This window comes from Methylobacterium sp. Leaf113 (assembly GCF_001423325.1).
In the GTDB taxonomy this organism is placed as follows: domain Bacteria; phylum Pseudomonadota; class Alphaproteobacteria; order Rhizobiales; family Beijerinckiaceae; genus Methylobacterium.
In genome coordinates this window covers 201,996-218,063 of the sequence record NZ_LMNJ01000034.1, presented here as the reverse complement: position 1 = coordinate 218,063, position 16,068 = coordinate 201,996, and the positions used below count along the sequence as shown (strand labels likewise).

Annotated in this window: 12 protein-coding genes; 3 read left to right on the top strand and 9 right to left on the bottom strand. The window is 69.8% G+C overall.

Annotated elements, in window-relative coordinates; translation table 11 throughout:
- Window positions 1–54 precede the first annotated feature (54 nt).
- From ASF60_RS17570 to ASF60_RS17560, 3 genes are all read right to left on the bottom strand, one after another.
- Window positions 55–849 (bottom strand): anti-sigma factor family protein, encoded by a 795-nt coding sequence (locus ASF60_RS17570; protein ID WP_244478477.1) that lies wholly within the window; start codon window positions 847–849, stop codon window positions 55–57.
- Window positions 850–959: 110 nt separating this feature from the next.
- Window positions 960–1,586 (bottom strand): sigma-70 family RNA polymerase sigma factor, encoded by a 627-nt coding sequence (locus ASF60_RS17565; RefSeq protein ID WP_056187821.1) that lies wholly within the window; start codon window positions 1,584–1,586, stop codon window positions 960–962.
- A 101-nt stretch (window positions 1,587–1,687) separates the two neighbouring features.
- Window positions 1,688–2,800, bottom strand: coding sequence for a patatin-like phospholipase family protein (locus ASF60_RS17560; RefSeq protein ID WP_056187818.1), 1,113 nt, complete (start codon window positions 2,798–2,800; stop codon window positions 1,688–1,690).
- Between the two features lie 346 nt (window positions 2,801–3,146).
- On the opposite strand from ASF60_RS17560, the gene ispG reads away from it, so the two are divergent.
- Window positions 3,147–4,454 (top strand): flavodoxin-dependent (E)-4-hydroxy-3-methylbut-2-enyl-diphosphate synthase, encoded by a 1,308-nt coding sequence (gene ispG / locus ASF60_RS17555; RefSeq protein ID WP_056187816.1) that lies wholly within the window; start codon window positions 3,147–3,149, stop codon window positions 4,452–4,454.
- Between the two features lie 217 nt (window positions 4,455–4,671).
- On the top strand, window positions 4,672–6,657 hold the full coding sequence (locus tag ASF60_RS17550) for a potassium transporter Kup (protein ID WP_056187813.1): 1,986 nt from the start codon (window positions 4,672–4,674) through the stop codon (window positions 6,655–6,657).
- 136 nt (window positions 6,658–6,793) lie between these two features.
- On the opposite strand, the gene ASF60_RS17545 is transcribed toward ASF60_RS17550, so the two are convergent.
- From ASF60_RS17545 to secA, 4 genes are all read right to left on the bottom strand, one after another.
- Complete coding sequence (locus ASF60_RS17545; RefSeq protein WP_056187810.1) at window positions 6,794–7,075, bottom strand: hypothetical protein; 282 nt, start codon at window positions 7,073–7,075, stop codon at window positions 6,794–6,796.
- A gap of 172 nt (window positions 7,076–7,247) precedes the next feature.
- Entirely contained in the window at window positions 7,248–8,249 is a 1,002-nt protein-coding gene (locus ASF60_RS17540) for a cell wall hydrolase (protein ID WP_056187807.1), read from the bottom strand.
- Window positions 8,250–8,340: 91 nt separating this feature from the next.
- Complete coding sequence (locus tag ASF60_RS17535) at window positions 8,341–8,793, bottom strand: GNAT family N-acetyltransferase (protein ID WP_056187804.1); 453 nt, start codon at window positions 8,791–8,793, stop codon at window positions 8,341–8,343.
- Between the two features lie 3 nt (window positions 8,794–8,796).
- Window positions 8,797–11,691, bottom strand: coding sequence for a preprotein translocase subunit SecA (gene secA / locus ASF60_RS17530; RefSeq protein WP_056187801.1), 2,895 nt, complete (start codon window positions 11,689–11,691; stop codon window positions 8,797–8,799).
- Window positions 11,692–12,225: 534 nt separating this feature from the next.
- Between secA and ASF60_RS17525 the strand changes: the two genes are divergently transcribed.
- Window positions 12,226–13,152 (top strand): peptidylprolyl isomerase, encoded by a 927-nt coding sequence (locus ASF60_RS17525; RefSeq protein ID WP_056187798.1) that lies wholly within the window; start codon window positions 12,226–12,228, stop codon window positions 13,150–13,152.
- Window positions 13,153–13,233: 81 nt separating this feature from the next.
- Here the strand turns inward: ASF60_RS17525 and ASF60_RS17520 are convergent, their stop codons facing one another.
- Together ASF60_RS17520 and ASF60_RS17515 are read right to left on the bottom strand one after the other, a co-directional pair.
- Window positions 13,234–14,412: a GGDEF domain-containing protein gene (locus tag ASF60_RS17520; protein WP_056187795.1), complete on the bottom strand. Its 1,179-nt coding sequence runs from the start codon at window positions 14,410–14,412 to the stop codon at window positions 13,234–13,236.
- A 215-nt stretch (window positions 14,413–14,627) separates the two neighbouring features.
- Window positions 14,628–15,923 (bottom strand): HlyC/CorC family transporter, encoded by a 1,296-nt coding sequence (locus tag ASF60_RS17515; RefSeq protein WP_056188090.1) that lies wholly within the window; start codon window positions 15,921–15,923, stop codon window positions 14,628–14,630.
- Window positions 15,924–16,068: the final 145 nt, after the last annotated feature.

The window sequence follows — 16,068 nt, the reverse complement described above, 5'->3', positions numbered from 1 at the left end:
CGGCCTCCACGGATCGTCTTGGCTGACGGATCGTCTTGGGTGACCGCCCCGGGTTCAGAGCTTGGTGGCGGTGCGATCCGCGAGGCTGCGGGCCGCGCTCTCCAGGCCGGCATGATCGTGGCCGCCGCTGAGCGCATAGGCCGAGTGGCCGGCGGTCCAGTAGGCGGTCTCGCCGTCACCCGGGCTGGTGATCTCGCTCGGGGCGACGCCGCGGTCGGAACCGCGGGTGGCGAACAGGGAAACCTCGCCGAGGGCGCCCGCGTCGATCATCACCTCGACGCCGGTTCCGTTGCGGGCAGGCACGATCTGCACGTCGCGCACGGTCCAGCCGGCGGGCAGGTCCGGCAGGGCGATGCCGGTGGCGGCCGCGATGCCGGCGCGATCGTAGGCCGGGGCCTGATCGACCCGCTGCGCGGCGATCCGGGCCCGCACCTGCGCCGCCTCGCGGGCGTGGCGCGCATCGGCCATCAGGGCCGGATCGACCGGGGAGGCAAAGGTATCCGGCACGCCGAGGAAGGGGCCATCGGAATGGGCGAGCCAGCCGGTGCCGACCAGGAGCGCGATCACGGCCGCCCGGCGCAGGCGGTCGCCGAACCGGCGCCACGCCAGGGACCGGTCGAGGCGGCGCGCGGCTGCCCGGTTCCGCTCGGGGCCCGGGCCGGGCTGGACGGAGAAGGCCTGCCGCAGGGCGTCGCGGTCATGCAGCTCGGCCATGATTTGCGCCGCGGTCTCGGGATTGCGCGCCAGATGCGCCTCCACGTCGAGGCGGCGCAATCCGTCGAGCTGTCCGTCGACGAAGGCGGTGAGGTCGTCGTCGGTAATCGGATCGATCATCGCGGTCTGGTTCATGGCGTCGACTCCGGTCAGATACAGGGGGCGCGTCCCTGGACAAGACGTCCCGGCCACGCTGGGGGCGGACACGGCACCGTCTGGCCGCTCCTCCCGATTCGCTTCGAAGGTCAGGTGTCGCCGATGGCCCGGCCGGTCCGGCGAAAATCGGTCTCGTCCGCGTCGTCCTGCGCAACGAGGCGGAGGCGCGGACGCTCGGCGGCCAAGCGCTGGCGCCGCTCGGCGACCCCGCTGGTCTGGCGCTCGCCCTCCTCGAAGGCCCGCAGGGCGGCGCGGCCCCGGCCGAGGCGCGACATCAGCGTTCCGATCGGAATCCCGAGGACGGCCGCCGCGTCGGCATAGGCCATGCCTTCCAGGGTGACCAGGTGGAGGGCGGCGCGCTGCTCTTCCGGCAGGGTGAGGAAGGCGCGGCGGATCTGGGCGAGGCGGACCTGCGCCTCCTGCGCCGGGGGCGCCATGTCCTCGCTCATCTGGACCAGCGTGTCGGCGTGGCGGGCCTCGACGCGCTTCCGGCGCTGGTCGTCGATGAAGACGTTGTGCAGGACCGTCATCATCCAGGTCCGCAGATTGGTGTTCGGCCGGGCCGCCTGCCCCGATTCGAGGGCGCGCACCAGGGCATCGTGCACGAGGTCGTCGGCCCGCAGGGTGTCGCGCGTCAGGGCGCGGGCGTAGCGCCTGAGCGGAACGAGCAGATCGACGATGGCGGTCGGGCCGGGCCGGTTCGGTTCGGTCGTCATGAAGGGATAACGCGCGCGAAGTCCGTTTTAATCCTGCCCGGCGTGCCAGGGCGGGACGAAATCCTCACGCCCGAGGCGCAAGGCGCCTCAGCCTCAGGGCCTCAGCGATAGGTCGCCTCGAGGTCGAGGGTGCAGGTCCGGCCGATCTGCTCGTAGTTCTCGGCGATCCAGGCCTGGGCCGCGCCCCGGCCCTTGTCGCGCAGGCGCTCGAACACCCGCCAGCGGGCATCGAGGCGCGAGGAGGCCTGGTACTCGTCGAGGGCGCCGGTGCCGTCGATGCGGTGGACGTATTGCGACTGGTACTCGCCCCGCCCGAGCACGCCCTCGGCGATCAGGTGGTCGACGAAGTCGATGGCCCGCAATTCGCGCATCAGGTTGGCGTTGAAGGTGATCTCGTTGAGGCGGTCCTGGATCTCCTGCGGGGTGCGCGGGGTCTCGCGGCGCTCCACCGGGTTGATCTGCACCAGGACGATGTCGCGGGTCTCGGCGCCGCGATAGAGGGGATAGAGCGGCGGATTGCCGAGGTAGCCGCCATCCCAGTACGGGACGCCGTCGATCTCCACCGCCTGGAACACCGTGGGCAGGCAGGCGGAGGCCATGAGATGGTCGACGTTGAGCGACGCGCGCTCGAACACCGCGAGTTTGCCGGTCCACACGTTGGTGGCCGACACGAACACGGCCGCGGTCTCGGCCGCGCGCAGACGCTCGAAATCGACCTGGGCGGCCAGGACCTTGCGCAGCGGATTGTAGTTGAGCGGGTTCGACGTGTAGGGGCTGGTCTTCAGCACCCGGGTCCAGAATTCGGCGACGGGGTTGTTCGACCAGAACTCGAACAGGCCGCTGAAGGCGCGGCGCTGGGCCGGCCACAGGTCGCCGTCGAGGCTGACCTCGCGCCAGAACCGCTCCAGGGCGCGGCGGGCGCCGTCCGGCCCGTCCTCGAGCCAGCCGTCGACCATCACGACCGCGTTCATGGCCCCGGCGCTGGCCCCCGTGATCGCCTCGAAGCCGAGCCGCCCATCCTCGATCAGCGCGTCGAGCACGCCCCAGGTGAAGGCCCCATGCGCCCCGCCGCCCTGCAGCGCCAGCGCCACCGTCTTCTCCGCGCGCGGCCCCGCCATCACCCGGGTGGCGACGGCCGGCTGCATCGGCAGATCGCACGCGACCGGAACATCGGGAAGCGAATCGATCGACGGCTCCTGGTGCGGATCGAGCATGGCGAACTCCAGACGTGAATGTTGCACCGCAATATATGATGCCGCAAGGCCACAAACACGTCGGAACACGCGGCGGTTCCCTGTCCGGCGCGCAGGCCTGCTGCCCGACACCGGCCCCGAACCTCGACATCGCGGCCGGGATGGGACATGGGAGAAGCCGAATACGATCAGCGCGTTCGCTGCGCCGTCCGGTCTTCGGGTGACGCAGCGGACTTGACGCCCGCCCGCCGTCATCTCAGCTAAACGATCGAGGGCGTATTGTCAGCGGCATCGGGCCGCCGCCCGGCCCGGCCCGGTCGACGGCCTCCGGTCGCCGGCGGACGTTCCTCGGAGCGCACAGTCAACGATGGACATCATGGACGCCACCCCCGCCAACCCGATCAGCGGCACCGGCCCCGAGATCGCAGGACCGAGCCCCCGGCACCGCACGGTCGGCGTCACCATCGGGGCCGGCGAGGGCGCCGTGACGGTGGGCGGCGGCGCGCCGATCGTCGTCCAGTCGATGACCAACACCGACACCGCCGACATCGACGGCACCGTGGCCCAGGTGGCCCAGCTCGCCCGGGCCGGCTCGGAACTCGTGCGCATCACCGTCGATCGCGACGAGGCCGCCGCCGCCGTGCCGAAGATCCGCGAGCGCCTCGACCGCATCGGCGTGCACGTGCCGCTGGTGGGCGACTTCCACTATATCGGCCACAAGCTCCTGTCCGACCATCCGGCCTGCGCCGAGGCGCTGGCCAAGTACCGGATCAACCCGGGCAATGTCGGCTTCAAGGAGAAGAAGGACACGCAGTTCTCCACCATCATCGAGCAGGCGATCCGCTACAACAAGACCGTGCGCATCGGCGCCAATTGGGGCTCCCTCGACGAGGCGCTGCTCACCCATCTGATGGACGAGAATGCCCGCTCGCCCCGGCCGATCGACGCCCGCGCGGTGATGCGCGAGGCCATGGTGCAGTCGGCCCTCGGCTCGGCCGAGCGTGCGGTGGAACTCGGCCTGCCGCAGGACAAGATCATTCTGTCGGCCAAGGTCTCGGCGGTGCAGGACCTGATCGCGGTCTACCGCGAGGTGGCGCGCCGCTCGGACTTCGCCATCCACCTCGGCCTGACCGAGGCCGGCATGGGCTCGAAGGGCCTGGTGGCGGCGTCCGCCGCCATCGGCGTGCTGCTGCAGGAAGGCATCGGCGACACCATCCGCTACTCGCTCACCCCCGAGCCGGGCGGTGACCGCACGGTGGAGGTCAAGGCCGCGCAGGAATTGCTGCAGACCATGGGCTTCCGCACCTTCGTGCCCCTCGTCGCCGCCTGCCCGGGCTGCGGCCGCACCACCTCGACCACGTTCCAGGAGCTCGCCCGCGACATCCAGAACTGGATCGTCACCTCGATGCCGGAATGGAAGAAGGCCTATCCGGGCGTCGAGGGTCTCAACGTCGCGGTGATGGGCTGCATCGTCAACGGCCCCGGCGAATCGAAGCACGCCGATATCGGCATCTCCCTGCCGGGCACCGGCGAGACCCCGACGGCGCCGGTCTTCATCGACGGCAAGAAGGCCATGACCCTGCGCGGGCCGACCCTGGCCAAGGATTTCGAGACCGTGGTGACCGATTACATCGAGCGGCGCTTCGGCAACGGGGCTCGCACCGCCGCCGAGTAGCGGCCGGACGCGCAAAGATCCCCGGACACTGTCCGGACCGAACTCCGACGAACGGCAACCGGTCCCAGGTTGCCGTTCTCGCGTACTGCGCCGCATGATAGCGTGAACGCGACCGTCCCCCGCCGCCCGACCCCGTCGGGCCGGCCCCGGCGTTCCCGCGCGCGACCCAACCCGCGCCGCGGGACGTTGGGCTCGCCATGAGCCTCGATCGAGCCGAATGACGCAAACCGCCCCTTCGAGCGCGCCCGCCGCCAAACCCGATGGCGCCGGAGCACCTCCGGCCGCCGGGCCTTCTCCTGCCGCCGGGCCTTCTCCTGCCGGTGAGGCCTCGCCCGAGACCGCACGGGCCCACGGCCCGGCGGGCCTGTGGACGCTGGTCCTCGGGTCCGTCGGGGTGGTCTACGGCGACATCGGGACCAGCCCGCTCTACGCTTTCCGCGAGGCCCTGGTCTCGGCGCGGGCCGACGGCATCCTCCTGCGCGAGGAGGTGCTGGGCGTCGCCTCGCTGATCCTGTGGGCGCTCGTCCTCATCGTCACCATCAAGTACGTCGTCATCCTGCTGCGGATGGACAACAACGGCGAGGGCGGCATCCTCTCGCTGATGGCTTTGGCCCGCAGCGCGCTCGGCGGCTCCCGCGTGGTGTTCATGTTCGGCCTGCTCGGCGCCTCGCTGTTCTACGGCGACGCCATCATCACGCCGGCGATCTCGGTGCTTTCGGCGGTGGAGGGCCTGAAGCTCGTCACCCCGGCCTTCGATTCCTACGTGCTGCCGATCACGATCGCGATCATCGTGCCGCTGTTCCTCATCCAGGTGCGCGGCACCAGCAAGGTGGCCTCGTTCTTCGGCCCCGTGATGGTGGTGTGGTTCGCCGCGATGGCGCTCGCCGCCGTGCCCCACATCCTGGCGAACACCGACGTGTTCTGGGCCCTCAACCCGTATTACGCGGTGCATTATCTCCTTGGACACGGCACCGGCGCCCTGGTGGCGCTCGGCGCGGTGTTCCTGGCCGTGACGGGAGCCGAGGCCCTGTTCGCCGATCTCGGCCATTTCGGGCGCCGCCCGATCCAGATCGCCTGGCTCGGCCTCGTCGGCCCCTGCCTTGTGCTGAATTATTTCGGTCAGGCCGCCCTGGTGCTGTCGAAGCCCGACACCACCGATCCGTTCTTCCAGCTGGTGCCCGAATGGGGCCTGCTGCCGATGGTGCTGCTCGCCACCGCCGCCACCGTCACGGCGAGCCAGGCCGTGATCACCGGCGCCTTCTCGCTGTCGCGCCAGGCGATCCAGCTCGGCCTGCTGCCGCGCCTGGAGATCCGCCACACCTCCGAATCGCATTCGGGCCAGATCTACCTGCCGCAGATCAACGCGCTGCTGATGGTCGGCGTGGTGATCCTGGCGATCCTATTCCGCTCCTCGGCGGCCCTGGCCTCCGCCTACGGCATCGCCGTGACGGGCACGATGCTGATCACGGCGAGCCTCGCCTTCCTGGTGCTGTGGAAGACCTGGAAATGGTCGCCCTGGGCCGCCGGCCTCGCGATCCTGCCCTTCGCGGCGGTGGAGTTCCTGTTCCTGCTGTCGAACATGCTGAAGGTGTTCGAGGGCGGCTACGTGCCCCTGCTGTTCGCCGGCGCCCTGATGGTCATGATGTGGACCTGGGTGCGCGGCGTCGGCATCCTGATCAACAAGACGCGCAAGACCGACGTGCCGCTGACCGAACTCGTCAGCATGCTGGAGAAGAGCCCGCCGCATCACGTGCGCGGCACCGCGGTGTTCCTCACCAGCGACCCCTACATCGCCCCGGCTGCCCTGCTGCACAACCTGAAGCACAACAAGGTGCTGCACGAGAAGAACGTGGTGCTCACCGTGGAGACCGTGGACACGCCCCGCGCCGCCGAATCCGACCGCATCCACATCGAGCCGATCGGCCCGCACTTCCACAAGGTGGTGATGAAGTTCGGCTACATGGAGACGCCGAACATCCCCCGGACCCTGACGCTGCTGCGCAAGCAGGGCTTCAAGTTCGACATCATGGCGACGTCGTTCTTCCTGTCCCGCCGCTCGATCCGGCCGGCCGCCCATTCGGGCATGCCCCTGTGGCAGGACCGGATTTTCATCACGCTGGCCAAGAACGCCAACGACGCCACGGACTTCTTCCAGATCCCCACCGGCCGCGTGGTCGAGGTGGGAACGCAGGTGACGGTCTAGGGAACGCGCCGACCGGGGCTTCCAAGTCCGGGGGGCCGCGCCGGGCGGGTTCCCGGGCATCCGGACGAAGCGTCGACCGGGCTGCGCGAAAGCGTTGGCCCCCGTCGCGGCACCGGGCCGAGGTCACGGCAGAGGATTACGGCGCCGAGGCTTCCGTCGTTCGGCCCGGACCAGTCTCGCGAATGCCACCCCGCAGCGCCAAGTCGATCGGCCCGCCGAGGTCGGGCAGCGGCGCGGCCAGCCGATGGGCCGGACGCGCGTAATAGGCCCTGAGCAGCGGTGTCCGATCGCGCAGATGCGCTTCGACGCGATCGTTCAGGCGTCCGACCAAGCCTGTCAGTGCATCGAAGCCCCGAGTGAGCGCACGGACAACCGCGCGCGTGCACGCCGTTGCGAGGTTGGCGACCGGCTGAAGCATGTTCATCGGGACCTGCTGGGATGGGCCTGCGGAGAGGAAGAGGCCCGATCTCAGATAGGGTGCACGGCCCCTCCGATCCCCGCGACCGAAAGCGGCACGGTCGCGCCGGAACCGGCGCGGGGTCAGGCTCCGGTCGACTCCGCCATGCGTCCTCGGGCGGGCGAGACCCCGATCACGGCCGGGGCAAGTTGAGAACCGTCGGCGGAGGTGGCTCGGGCGCCAGGGCGGCCGGGGTCAGGGCGAGTCGGTTTCGCGCGCCATGTGCCTTCGCGACGGCCTTGGGCTCGGGCGTCCTGGACGGGGTGTCCTTGGAGGCGGCCGTTTTGGAGTTGGCGGTCTTGGAGTTGGCGGTCTTGGACGCGGCAGTCGTGTGCCCGGTCTTGGCGCCGGCCTCTGGGCTCGCCGACGCAGGACCGGCAACGGCGGCAGAACTCATGGCTTCGGCAGAACTCGTGGCTCCAGCAGAATTCATGGCTCCAGCAGAACGCATGGCCTCGGCAGGATTGGGTGCTCCAGCAGGGCTCGCGGACAGCGCAGGGCTGGCGGCGGTCGAGGGGGCGACGGCCGGCGGTACGACCAGGGTCGGGGAGGTCGCCACCGGCGTCGCGGGCGGCTCGGCGGCGGCGAAGGCCAGGGCGGTCGGAGGGGCGGCCTGCGCCACGGCGCCGGGCTTGCGCTTCTCGTAGAAGGCGTTGCCGCCGGCCACCGCCACGTAGTGCATGTTGTTGTAGGGGAAGCGCAGACCGGCGGTGTGGAAGTACATCGCCCGGCCGACCTTGGGGTGGCGCTTGCCGTCCAGCACCGCGTCGGTCACCTCGGCGACCTTCTGCAGGCTCCGCTCGTCCATCTTCTTCGTCAGCACGCCGGGAGCGAACTGCCGGGGCTGGCCGACCACCGAGCAGATGCCGCCATTCGGGAAAGCCGCCGCCTCGAGCCGGTTCATCACCACCGTTCCGACCGCGAGCAGGCCCTCGGAATCGCTGCGGTTCGACTCGAAGTACATGGCGCGGCCGAGGCAGTCGCGCTCCTCGTCGGTGACGGCAACCGGCTTGGCGGCGAGGGTCGTACCCGTCCCTCCGGAAGTCGGCCCGTAGGTATTACACCCGCCGAGACCCGGGACCGCCAGGATGAGCCCAAGAACAGGCAACGTCTTCGCCGATTGGAATCCCTGCATGCCGGTCCGTTCGCTCCCTCAAGCTTGTCCATGTGGCTTGGCTGCCAAATGGGTTCGTTTTCGGGCAAGCGGAGAACGGAGCGGCGGGGGTTCAGGCCTCGCGGTCGTAGCGGAAGGCGTCGGCCACGCGCGGCATGCCGATGTGATCGTAGAAGGTGATGGCGTCCGGGGCCGCCGTCAGCAGCAGCGACGCCCGCGGGCCGACGGCCGCACGGGTGGCAGCGATGAGGCCCTGGCCGATCTTGAGCCCCTGCACCGAGCGGCTCACCGCCAGGTCCGACAGGTAGGCGCAGAACTCGAAATCCGTGAGCGTGCGCGCGATCCCCACCAGTGCGCCGTCGCGCCGGGCGGTGACCACGAGATCGGCCCGCTCCAGCATCAGGGCGAGGCGCGGCAGGTCGTCGGACGGGCGCCGGGGCGCGAGGCCCGACTCGACGAGGACGCGGCGGAATTCCGCCGCGTCGAGGTTCGGTTCGATGCCGTAGACGACGCCGGAGGGGTGGCGCTGGGACGGGTCGCCCTGAGACGTGTCGGCGTCAGACATGGTTCAGGCCGACAGCGTGCCGTGGCAGTGCTTGTACTTCTTGCCCGAGCCGCAGGGGCACGGCTCGTTGCGGCCGACGCGCCCCCAGGTGGAGGCATCCTGCGGGTCCCGCTCCAGCACGGCGCCCTCGGCGGATAGCTCGCGGGCGGCGTAGCCGTAGGCCGGTCCCGCACCGCCGTCGCTGCCGGTGCCGTACGAGGCCATCTCGTTCTCGCCGGTGACCGGATCGAGATGCTGGCCGAACATCGGCGGCAGGGCGGGCTGGGCGAAGGGATCCTCCGCCGCGCCACCCTCCGCGCCCTCGTACATGATCTCGATGCGCGAGAGCTGCTGGGTGACCTGCTCGCGCAGGGCGGCGACCAGGCCGTTGAACAGCTCGAAGGCCTCGGACTTGTACTCGTTGAGGGGATCGCGCTGGGCGACGCCGCGCCAGCCCACCACCTGGCGCAGGTGGTCGAGGGTGACGAGGTGCTCGCGCCAGAGATGGTCGAGGGTCTGCAGGAGCACCTGCTTCTCGACATAGGTCATCACCTCGGGCGTGTTCTTCTCGGTGCGCAGGGCATAGGCCTCGTCGGCGGCCTGGCGCAGGCGGTCGCGCATCTCCTCGTCGGCGATGCCCTCCTCCTTGGCCCAGTCCTCGACCGGCACGTCGAGGTTGAGCAGGGACTGCACCCGCTCGCGCAGGCCCTCGATGTCCCACTGCTCGGCATAGGCGTTCTCGGGCACGTGCACGGCCACGAGGTCGTCGACGACGCCGTGGCGCATCTCGTCCACGGTGTCGCGCACGCTGTCCTGGCCCATGAAGTCGCGGCGCTGCTCGAACACGACCTTGCGCTGGTCGTTCATGACGTTGTCGTACTTGAGCACGTTCTTGCGCATGTCGAAGTTGCGCGCCTCGACCTTCTGCTGCGCCTTCTCGATCGCCTTGTTGATCCAGGGGTGAATGATCGCCTCGCCCTGCTCGAGCCCCAGGCGGGTCAGCATGCCGTCCATGCGGTCGGACCCGAAGATCCGCATCAGGTCGTCCTGGAGCGACAGGTAGAACTTCGAGCGGCCCGGATCGCCCTGGCGGCCGGAGCGGCCGCGCAGCTGGTTGTCGATGCGGCGGGATTCGTGGCGCTCGGTACCGATGATGTAGAGGCCGCCCGGCAGGGCGGTCTTGCGGCCGACGGCCGGGTCGGCCGCCTCGCCGGAGGCCAGCACCTTGGCGCGGTTCTCGGCGATCTCGGCGTTGATCGCCTCGATCTTCGCGTCGCGCTCGGGGCCCTCGAGCAGGCCCGCCAGCTCCTTCTCGACCCGCATCTCGACGTTGCCGCCGAGCTTGATGTCGGTGCCGCGCCCGGCCATGTTGGTGGCGATGGTGATGGCGCCGGGCACGCCGGCCTCGGCGACGATATAGGCCTCCTGCTCGTGGAAGCGGGCGTTGAGCACGGCGAAGCGCTTGGTCACCCGGCCTTCGCGGGCGGCGGCGTAGACGTCCGTCAGGGCGTTGGGGTCCGAGTAGTCGAGCTGGCGGAAACCGGCCTTGACCAGCATCTCGGCGAGGTGCTGCGACTTCTCGATCGACCCGGTGCCGACCAGGATCGGCTGATGGCGCTCATGCGCCTTGCCGATCTCGGCGATGATGCCCTGGTACTTTTCATCGACGGTCCGGTAGACTTCGTCGTCCTCGTCGACGCGCTCGACCTCCTTGTTGGTCGGGATGTCGACCACTTCGAGCTTGTAGATCTCGGCGAACTCGTCGGCCTCGGTGGAGGCCGTACCGGTCATGCCGGCGAGCTTCGAATAGAGCCGGAAGTAGTTCTGGAAGGTGATCGAGGCCAGCGTCTGGTTCTCGGGCTGGATCGTCACCCGCTCCTTGGCCTCGAGGGCCTGGTGCAGGCCTTCCGAGTAGCGCCGGCCCTGCATCATGCGGCCGGTGAACTCGTCGATGATCACCACCTCGTCGTTCTTGACGATGTAGTCCTTGTCCAGGGTGAACAGGGTGTGGGCGCGAAGCGCCAGGTTCACGTGGTGGACGAGGCTGACATTGTGCGCGTCGTAGAGGTCGCCCTCCTTGAGCAGGTCGGCCCCGCGCAGGAGGTCCTCGACGAATTCGTTGCCGCTCTCGGTCAGAGAGACGGTGCGCTGCTTCTCGTCGAGGTCGTAATGCTCGCGCTCCAGGTGGGGCATCAACGCGTCGACCGAGACGTAGAGTTCGGAGCGGTCGTCGACCGGGCCGGAGATGATGAGCGGGGTGCGGGCCTCGTCGATCAGGATCGAATCGACCTCGTCGACGATCGCGAAGTTGTGCCCGCGCTGCGAGAGCTGGCTGAGCTCGTACTTCATGTTGTCGCGCAGGTAGTCGAACCCGAACTCGTTGTTGGTGCCGTAGGTGATGTCGGCCGCGTAGGCCTCCTTCCGCTGGCCGTCGTCGAGCCCGTGCACGATGGTGCCGACGGTGAGACCGAGGAAGCGGTAGACCCGGCCCATCCACTCCGCGTCGCGGGCGGCGAGATAGTCGTTCACCGTGACCACGTGGACGCCGAGCCCCGACAGGGCGTTGAGGTAGACCGGCAGGGTCGCCACCAGGGTCTTGCCCTCGCCGGTCCGCATCTCGGCGATGCCGCTCTCGTGCAGCACCATGCCGCCGATGAGCTGCACGTCGAAGTGGCGCTGGCCGAGCACGCGCTTGGCCGCCTCGCGCACGGTGGCGAAGGCGGGCACGAGGATGTCGTCGAGGCTCTTGCCGGCGGCGAGTTCGGCCTTCAGCATGTCGGTGCGGGCGCGGAGCTGGTCGTCCGAGAGCGCCGCGACCTGCGGCTCCAGGGCGTTGATCTCGGCCACACGGGGACGATAGCCCTTCACGCGCCGGTCGTTGGACGAGCCGAAAATCTTCTTGGCGAGGGCACCGAGCATCGTGAACCTACGGTCGATCGAATAAGTCTGAAGGCGAATGTTGGCCGGGCTTATAGAGGTAAATACGGACCGGCGCATCCGAAAGAGCCGGGCCGTGTGCAGACCCGCCCGCGCCGTCCGTCACCCACGGCGCCGCTCGGCCACCGGCAGCGGCCCCCAACGCCGCAACCGGCCCGTTCGATCCGCGCGGGTCACCGGTGCGGCGATCTCCCGGCATCGTGATGGCCGGTCCGGGTCGCCCTCGTGGCGGAGCCTTCCGCCCTCGCGGCAAAAGCCTTGGGCCACGTGGTGCCCTGACGATCGACGGGCCGGAGCGTCCGGATTCGTCAGGCCGGCCCAGGGCCCGCGATTTCCCATCGCGACGACCGCGCTTGCCATCGCGGGGATCGCGCGCCACCTGATGTCGCGGCAGAACCGCGGCGGCCTGCCGCCGCACTTCACCATCGCGACACTTTCGCGACCGACTTTCTCCGACCGCCTCTGCGACGACCTCCGGCCTGCCGGGACGCGGGCGGCGCTCCCAAGGACGCCTCCATGACGATGACCAAGTTCCTCTCGCGTTCCGGCCTCCTGCGCACGGGGGCCGTGGCCCTCGCCCTCGGCCTGCCCCTGGCCTCCGCCCAGGCCCAGGCCCAGACGCCCGCAGCGACGCCGTCAGCGGCGCCGGCCGCTCCCGTGGCCCCCGAGACGGTGGTGGCGAAGGTCAACGGGGCGCCGATCACGGCGGGCGATCTCGCCATCGCGTCCGAGGACCCGGCCCTGTCGCTGCCGGGTGTGGACGACGCCCAGAAGAAGAACCTCCTGGTCGACTACATGATCGACCTCAAGGTCGGCGCCCAGGCGGCGAGCGCCGCCAAGGTGGGCGATTCGCCGGACTTCCAGCGCAAGCTCGCCTACTTCAAGGACAAGCTCCTGCTCGACGAGTACCTGGAGCGCGAGGCCAAGAAGGCGGCGACGCCGGAGGCGGCCAAGGCCCTCTACGACCAGACCGTGAAGGCGATGAAGCCCGAGGAGGAGGTGCATGCCCGCCACATCCTCGTGGAGAACGAGGACGACGCCAAGAAGATCGCCGCGCGCATCAAGGGCGGCGAGGACTTCGCCAAGGTCGCGGCCGAGGTGTCGAAGGACCCCGGCTCGAAGACCGAGGGCGGCGATCTCGGCTGGTTCACCAAGGAGCGCATGGTCGCGCCCTTCGCCGAGGCCGCCTTCAAGATGAGCCCCGGACAGGTGTCCGAGCCGGTCAAGACCCAGTTCGGCTGGCACGTGATCAAGCTCGAGGAGAAGCGCACCAAGCCGGTCCCGACCTTCGACGAGATGAAGGAGCAGGTGGATCAGTATCTCACCCGCAAAGCCCAGCAGGACCTGATCCTGAAGCTGCGCGAGGGCGCCAAGATCGAGCGCACCGCCGCCGCCCCGGCCGTCGCGCCCGCGCCGCCGGCCCCCGCCCCGAAGGCTCCGTAAGGGTCTGCAAGGCTCGTTAAGGGTCTGCAAGGGCTCGCAAGGCTCTGCAAGGCCTGGAAGGGTCCTCGCGGGCCCCGGGCCTCAGGCAACCCGGCGTAAGGTGTGCGGGGCGGGCTCGGTCCGTCCCCGCCCGTTGCGCTTGGCCCGGTAGAGGGCCGCATCGGCCCGGCTGAGCAGGGCGTCGAGCCGACGCCCTGCGCTTCGGCGGGGGGACGGCCCCTCCGCCGTCGCCAGCCCGATGCTGACGCTGATGGCGAGCTGCGGCAGTTCCGGCACGGCGATGCGGGCCGTGGCGCGGCGCAGGAACTCGGCCTTGGCCAGGGCCTCCTCTGGCGTGAGGTCGCGCAGGAGGCAGGCGAATTCCTCGCCGCCCATCCGGCCGAACAGGGCGGAATCCGGCAGTAGGGCCGTCACAGCGTGGCAGAACCCGACGAGGACGCCGTCCCCGACCGCGTGGCCGTGCCGGTCGTTGATGCGCTTGAAGTGATCGAGGTCGAACAGCAGCAGGGTGACGGCGGGCCCCCTCTCGATGAGGGCGGCCTCGGCCCGGGCCACGAAGGCGCGCCGGCTCAGGACGCCCGTGAGGGCGTCGGTATCCGCCGCCTGCCGCTGGAGGTGCTCCGCCCGCTCCTTGGTCAGCGACATGAACACGAAGGCGATCGCCAGGGTGAACAGCATGCCGATCAGGCACAGGATCGTCAGCCAGGGCGATTGCAGCGAATTCGGCCCCACCTGCGGCGGGGCGACCAGGGCGAGCGGCACCCGGATCCCGTAGGCGATGGCGTAGAGCAGCAGCAGGCCGATGCCGGGATAGCGCGACACCAGCGGTTCGGCCCTCGCCCGCCACAGCTCCCGCGCCGCCAGGAAGCAGAACCCGGCGGCGAGGCTGGAGGCCAGGATGACCCGGGCGGGCAGCGAGGCGTAGAAGGCCGGGATCAGGCAGGCGCCGCTCCAGAGCGCCACCGCGACCGCCACCGGCACCGGCCGCGCCCGTCGTCCCTCGAAGGCGCGGGTGCCGGTCCAGATCAGCCCGTAGGCGCCGATCATCACCCCGTTGGCGACGCCGATCGAGATCCCGTCCGGAATGATTCCCCGCAGGGCGAGCAGGGCCGACGCCACCGCGCCGGTGATGTGGGCGACGCCCCAGATCGCCAGGGCGTGGACGTGGCGTGCCTGGCTCCACGACAGCAGGAACAGGCTCCCGACCATGAAGGTCAGGATCACGGTCACCAGCAGCAGGGTCGAGGCATCGAGCAGCATCGATCGGTCTCGTTCCCAGCCCGTTTCCTGATACGAGCGCCGATCGCGCCGTCGATAGGGCCGACAATCCGGCCGTTGCGCTCCACCTTACATCCGGGAGGGTCCGGAGGACCAGACGCCGGCCCCGGTCCGTTGGATTTCGGGCGGCCCACATCCTGGTCCCCGACCGTGAAACCTTTCGGATGTTGCAAATTTCCGGCGTCAGGATTCGGGCTTTACGGCTCCGGCTTGCGCGGGGCGGGTCCCAGCGGCGTGATGCGCAGGGCGGTGATCCGGTTGCGGGCCTTGCGCAGCACCTGGAAGCGGAATCCGTGAAAGTTGAAGGCGGTCCCGGTGTCGGGAATCGCCCTCGCCTCATGGATGACGAGGCCCGCGATGGTGGTGGCCTCGTCGTCGGGCAGGTCCCAGTCCATGGCCCGGTTGAGGTCGCGGATCGGCACGCTGCCGTCGGCATGGACCGAGCCGTCGCCCTGCGGCCGGACGCCGGACACCGTCACGTCGTGCTCGTCGGCGATGTCGCCGACGATCTCCTCGAGGATGTCCTCGAGGGTGACGAGGCCCATCACCTCGCCGTACTCGTCGACCACCAGGGCGAAGTGGGTCTTCTTAGTGAGGAAGGCCTTGAGCTGGTCGCGCAGGGAGGTGGTGTCCGGTACGAACCAGGTCTCCAGCGCCAGGGCCTCGACCTGCAGGCCGGAGGCGTCTCCGCCGGCGGCATCCAGGGCACGCAGCAGGTCCTTGGCGTGCAGCACGCCGACGATGTTCTCCGTCGTGCCGCGCCAGAGGGGCATGCGCGTGTAGGGCGAGGCCAAGACCGCGCGCACGATCTCCTGCGAGGGCAGATCGGCATCGATGGTCCGCATCTTGGTGCGGTGGACCATCACCTCCGAGACCGTGAGGTCGGACAGGTCGAGCAGGCCGCCGAGCATGTCGCGCTCGGCCTTGGCGACGCCGCCCTCGCGGTGGAGCAGGGCCAGCTGGCCCCGGATCTCGTCGGTGGCCGACAGGATGGTCTGGCGCTCGCCGATCCGGATGCCGAAGGGCCGCAGCATGGCGCGCACCAGCGCCTCGATGGCCAGGGCCGCCGGCCCCAGCACCGCCACCGCGAAGGCCACCGGCCGGGCCATGACCAGCGCGGCGTTGTCCGGCTTGTTGATGGCGAGGGTCTTGGGCAGCACCTCGGCGAAGATGATGACCAGGACCGACATCACGCCGGTGGCGTAGAGCACGCCGCTCTTGCCGAACAGGGTGGTGAGCACGCTGGTGGTGAAGGCGGAAGCGCCGATCGCCACGATGTTGTAGCCGATCAGCATGGCGCCGATGAAGCGCTCGCGGCTCGCCAGGATGGTGTTGACGAGGCGGGCGCGGACGTCGCCGGCATTCTCCAGGGCCAGCATCCGCGCCCGGGACGCGGCCGTGAAGGCTGTCTCGGCGCCCGCGAAGAAGGCCGAGAGCAGGAGCGAGATGACCACGATGCTCGCGGCCAGCCAGAGGTCGGTATGGGGTTCCATGCGCGCCGATGCCGGAGGATGTTTGAGCCAGAAGAACCGATGACCGGAATCGATGACCGGAACCGTCGACGACCACAACAGGGACAACGAGGGGCGATGACCGCCGGCGCCGGAGCCGCCCGCGGCGACGGCGCGGGCGGCTCCG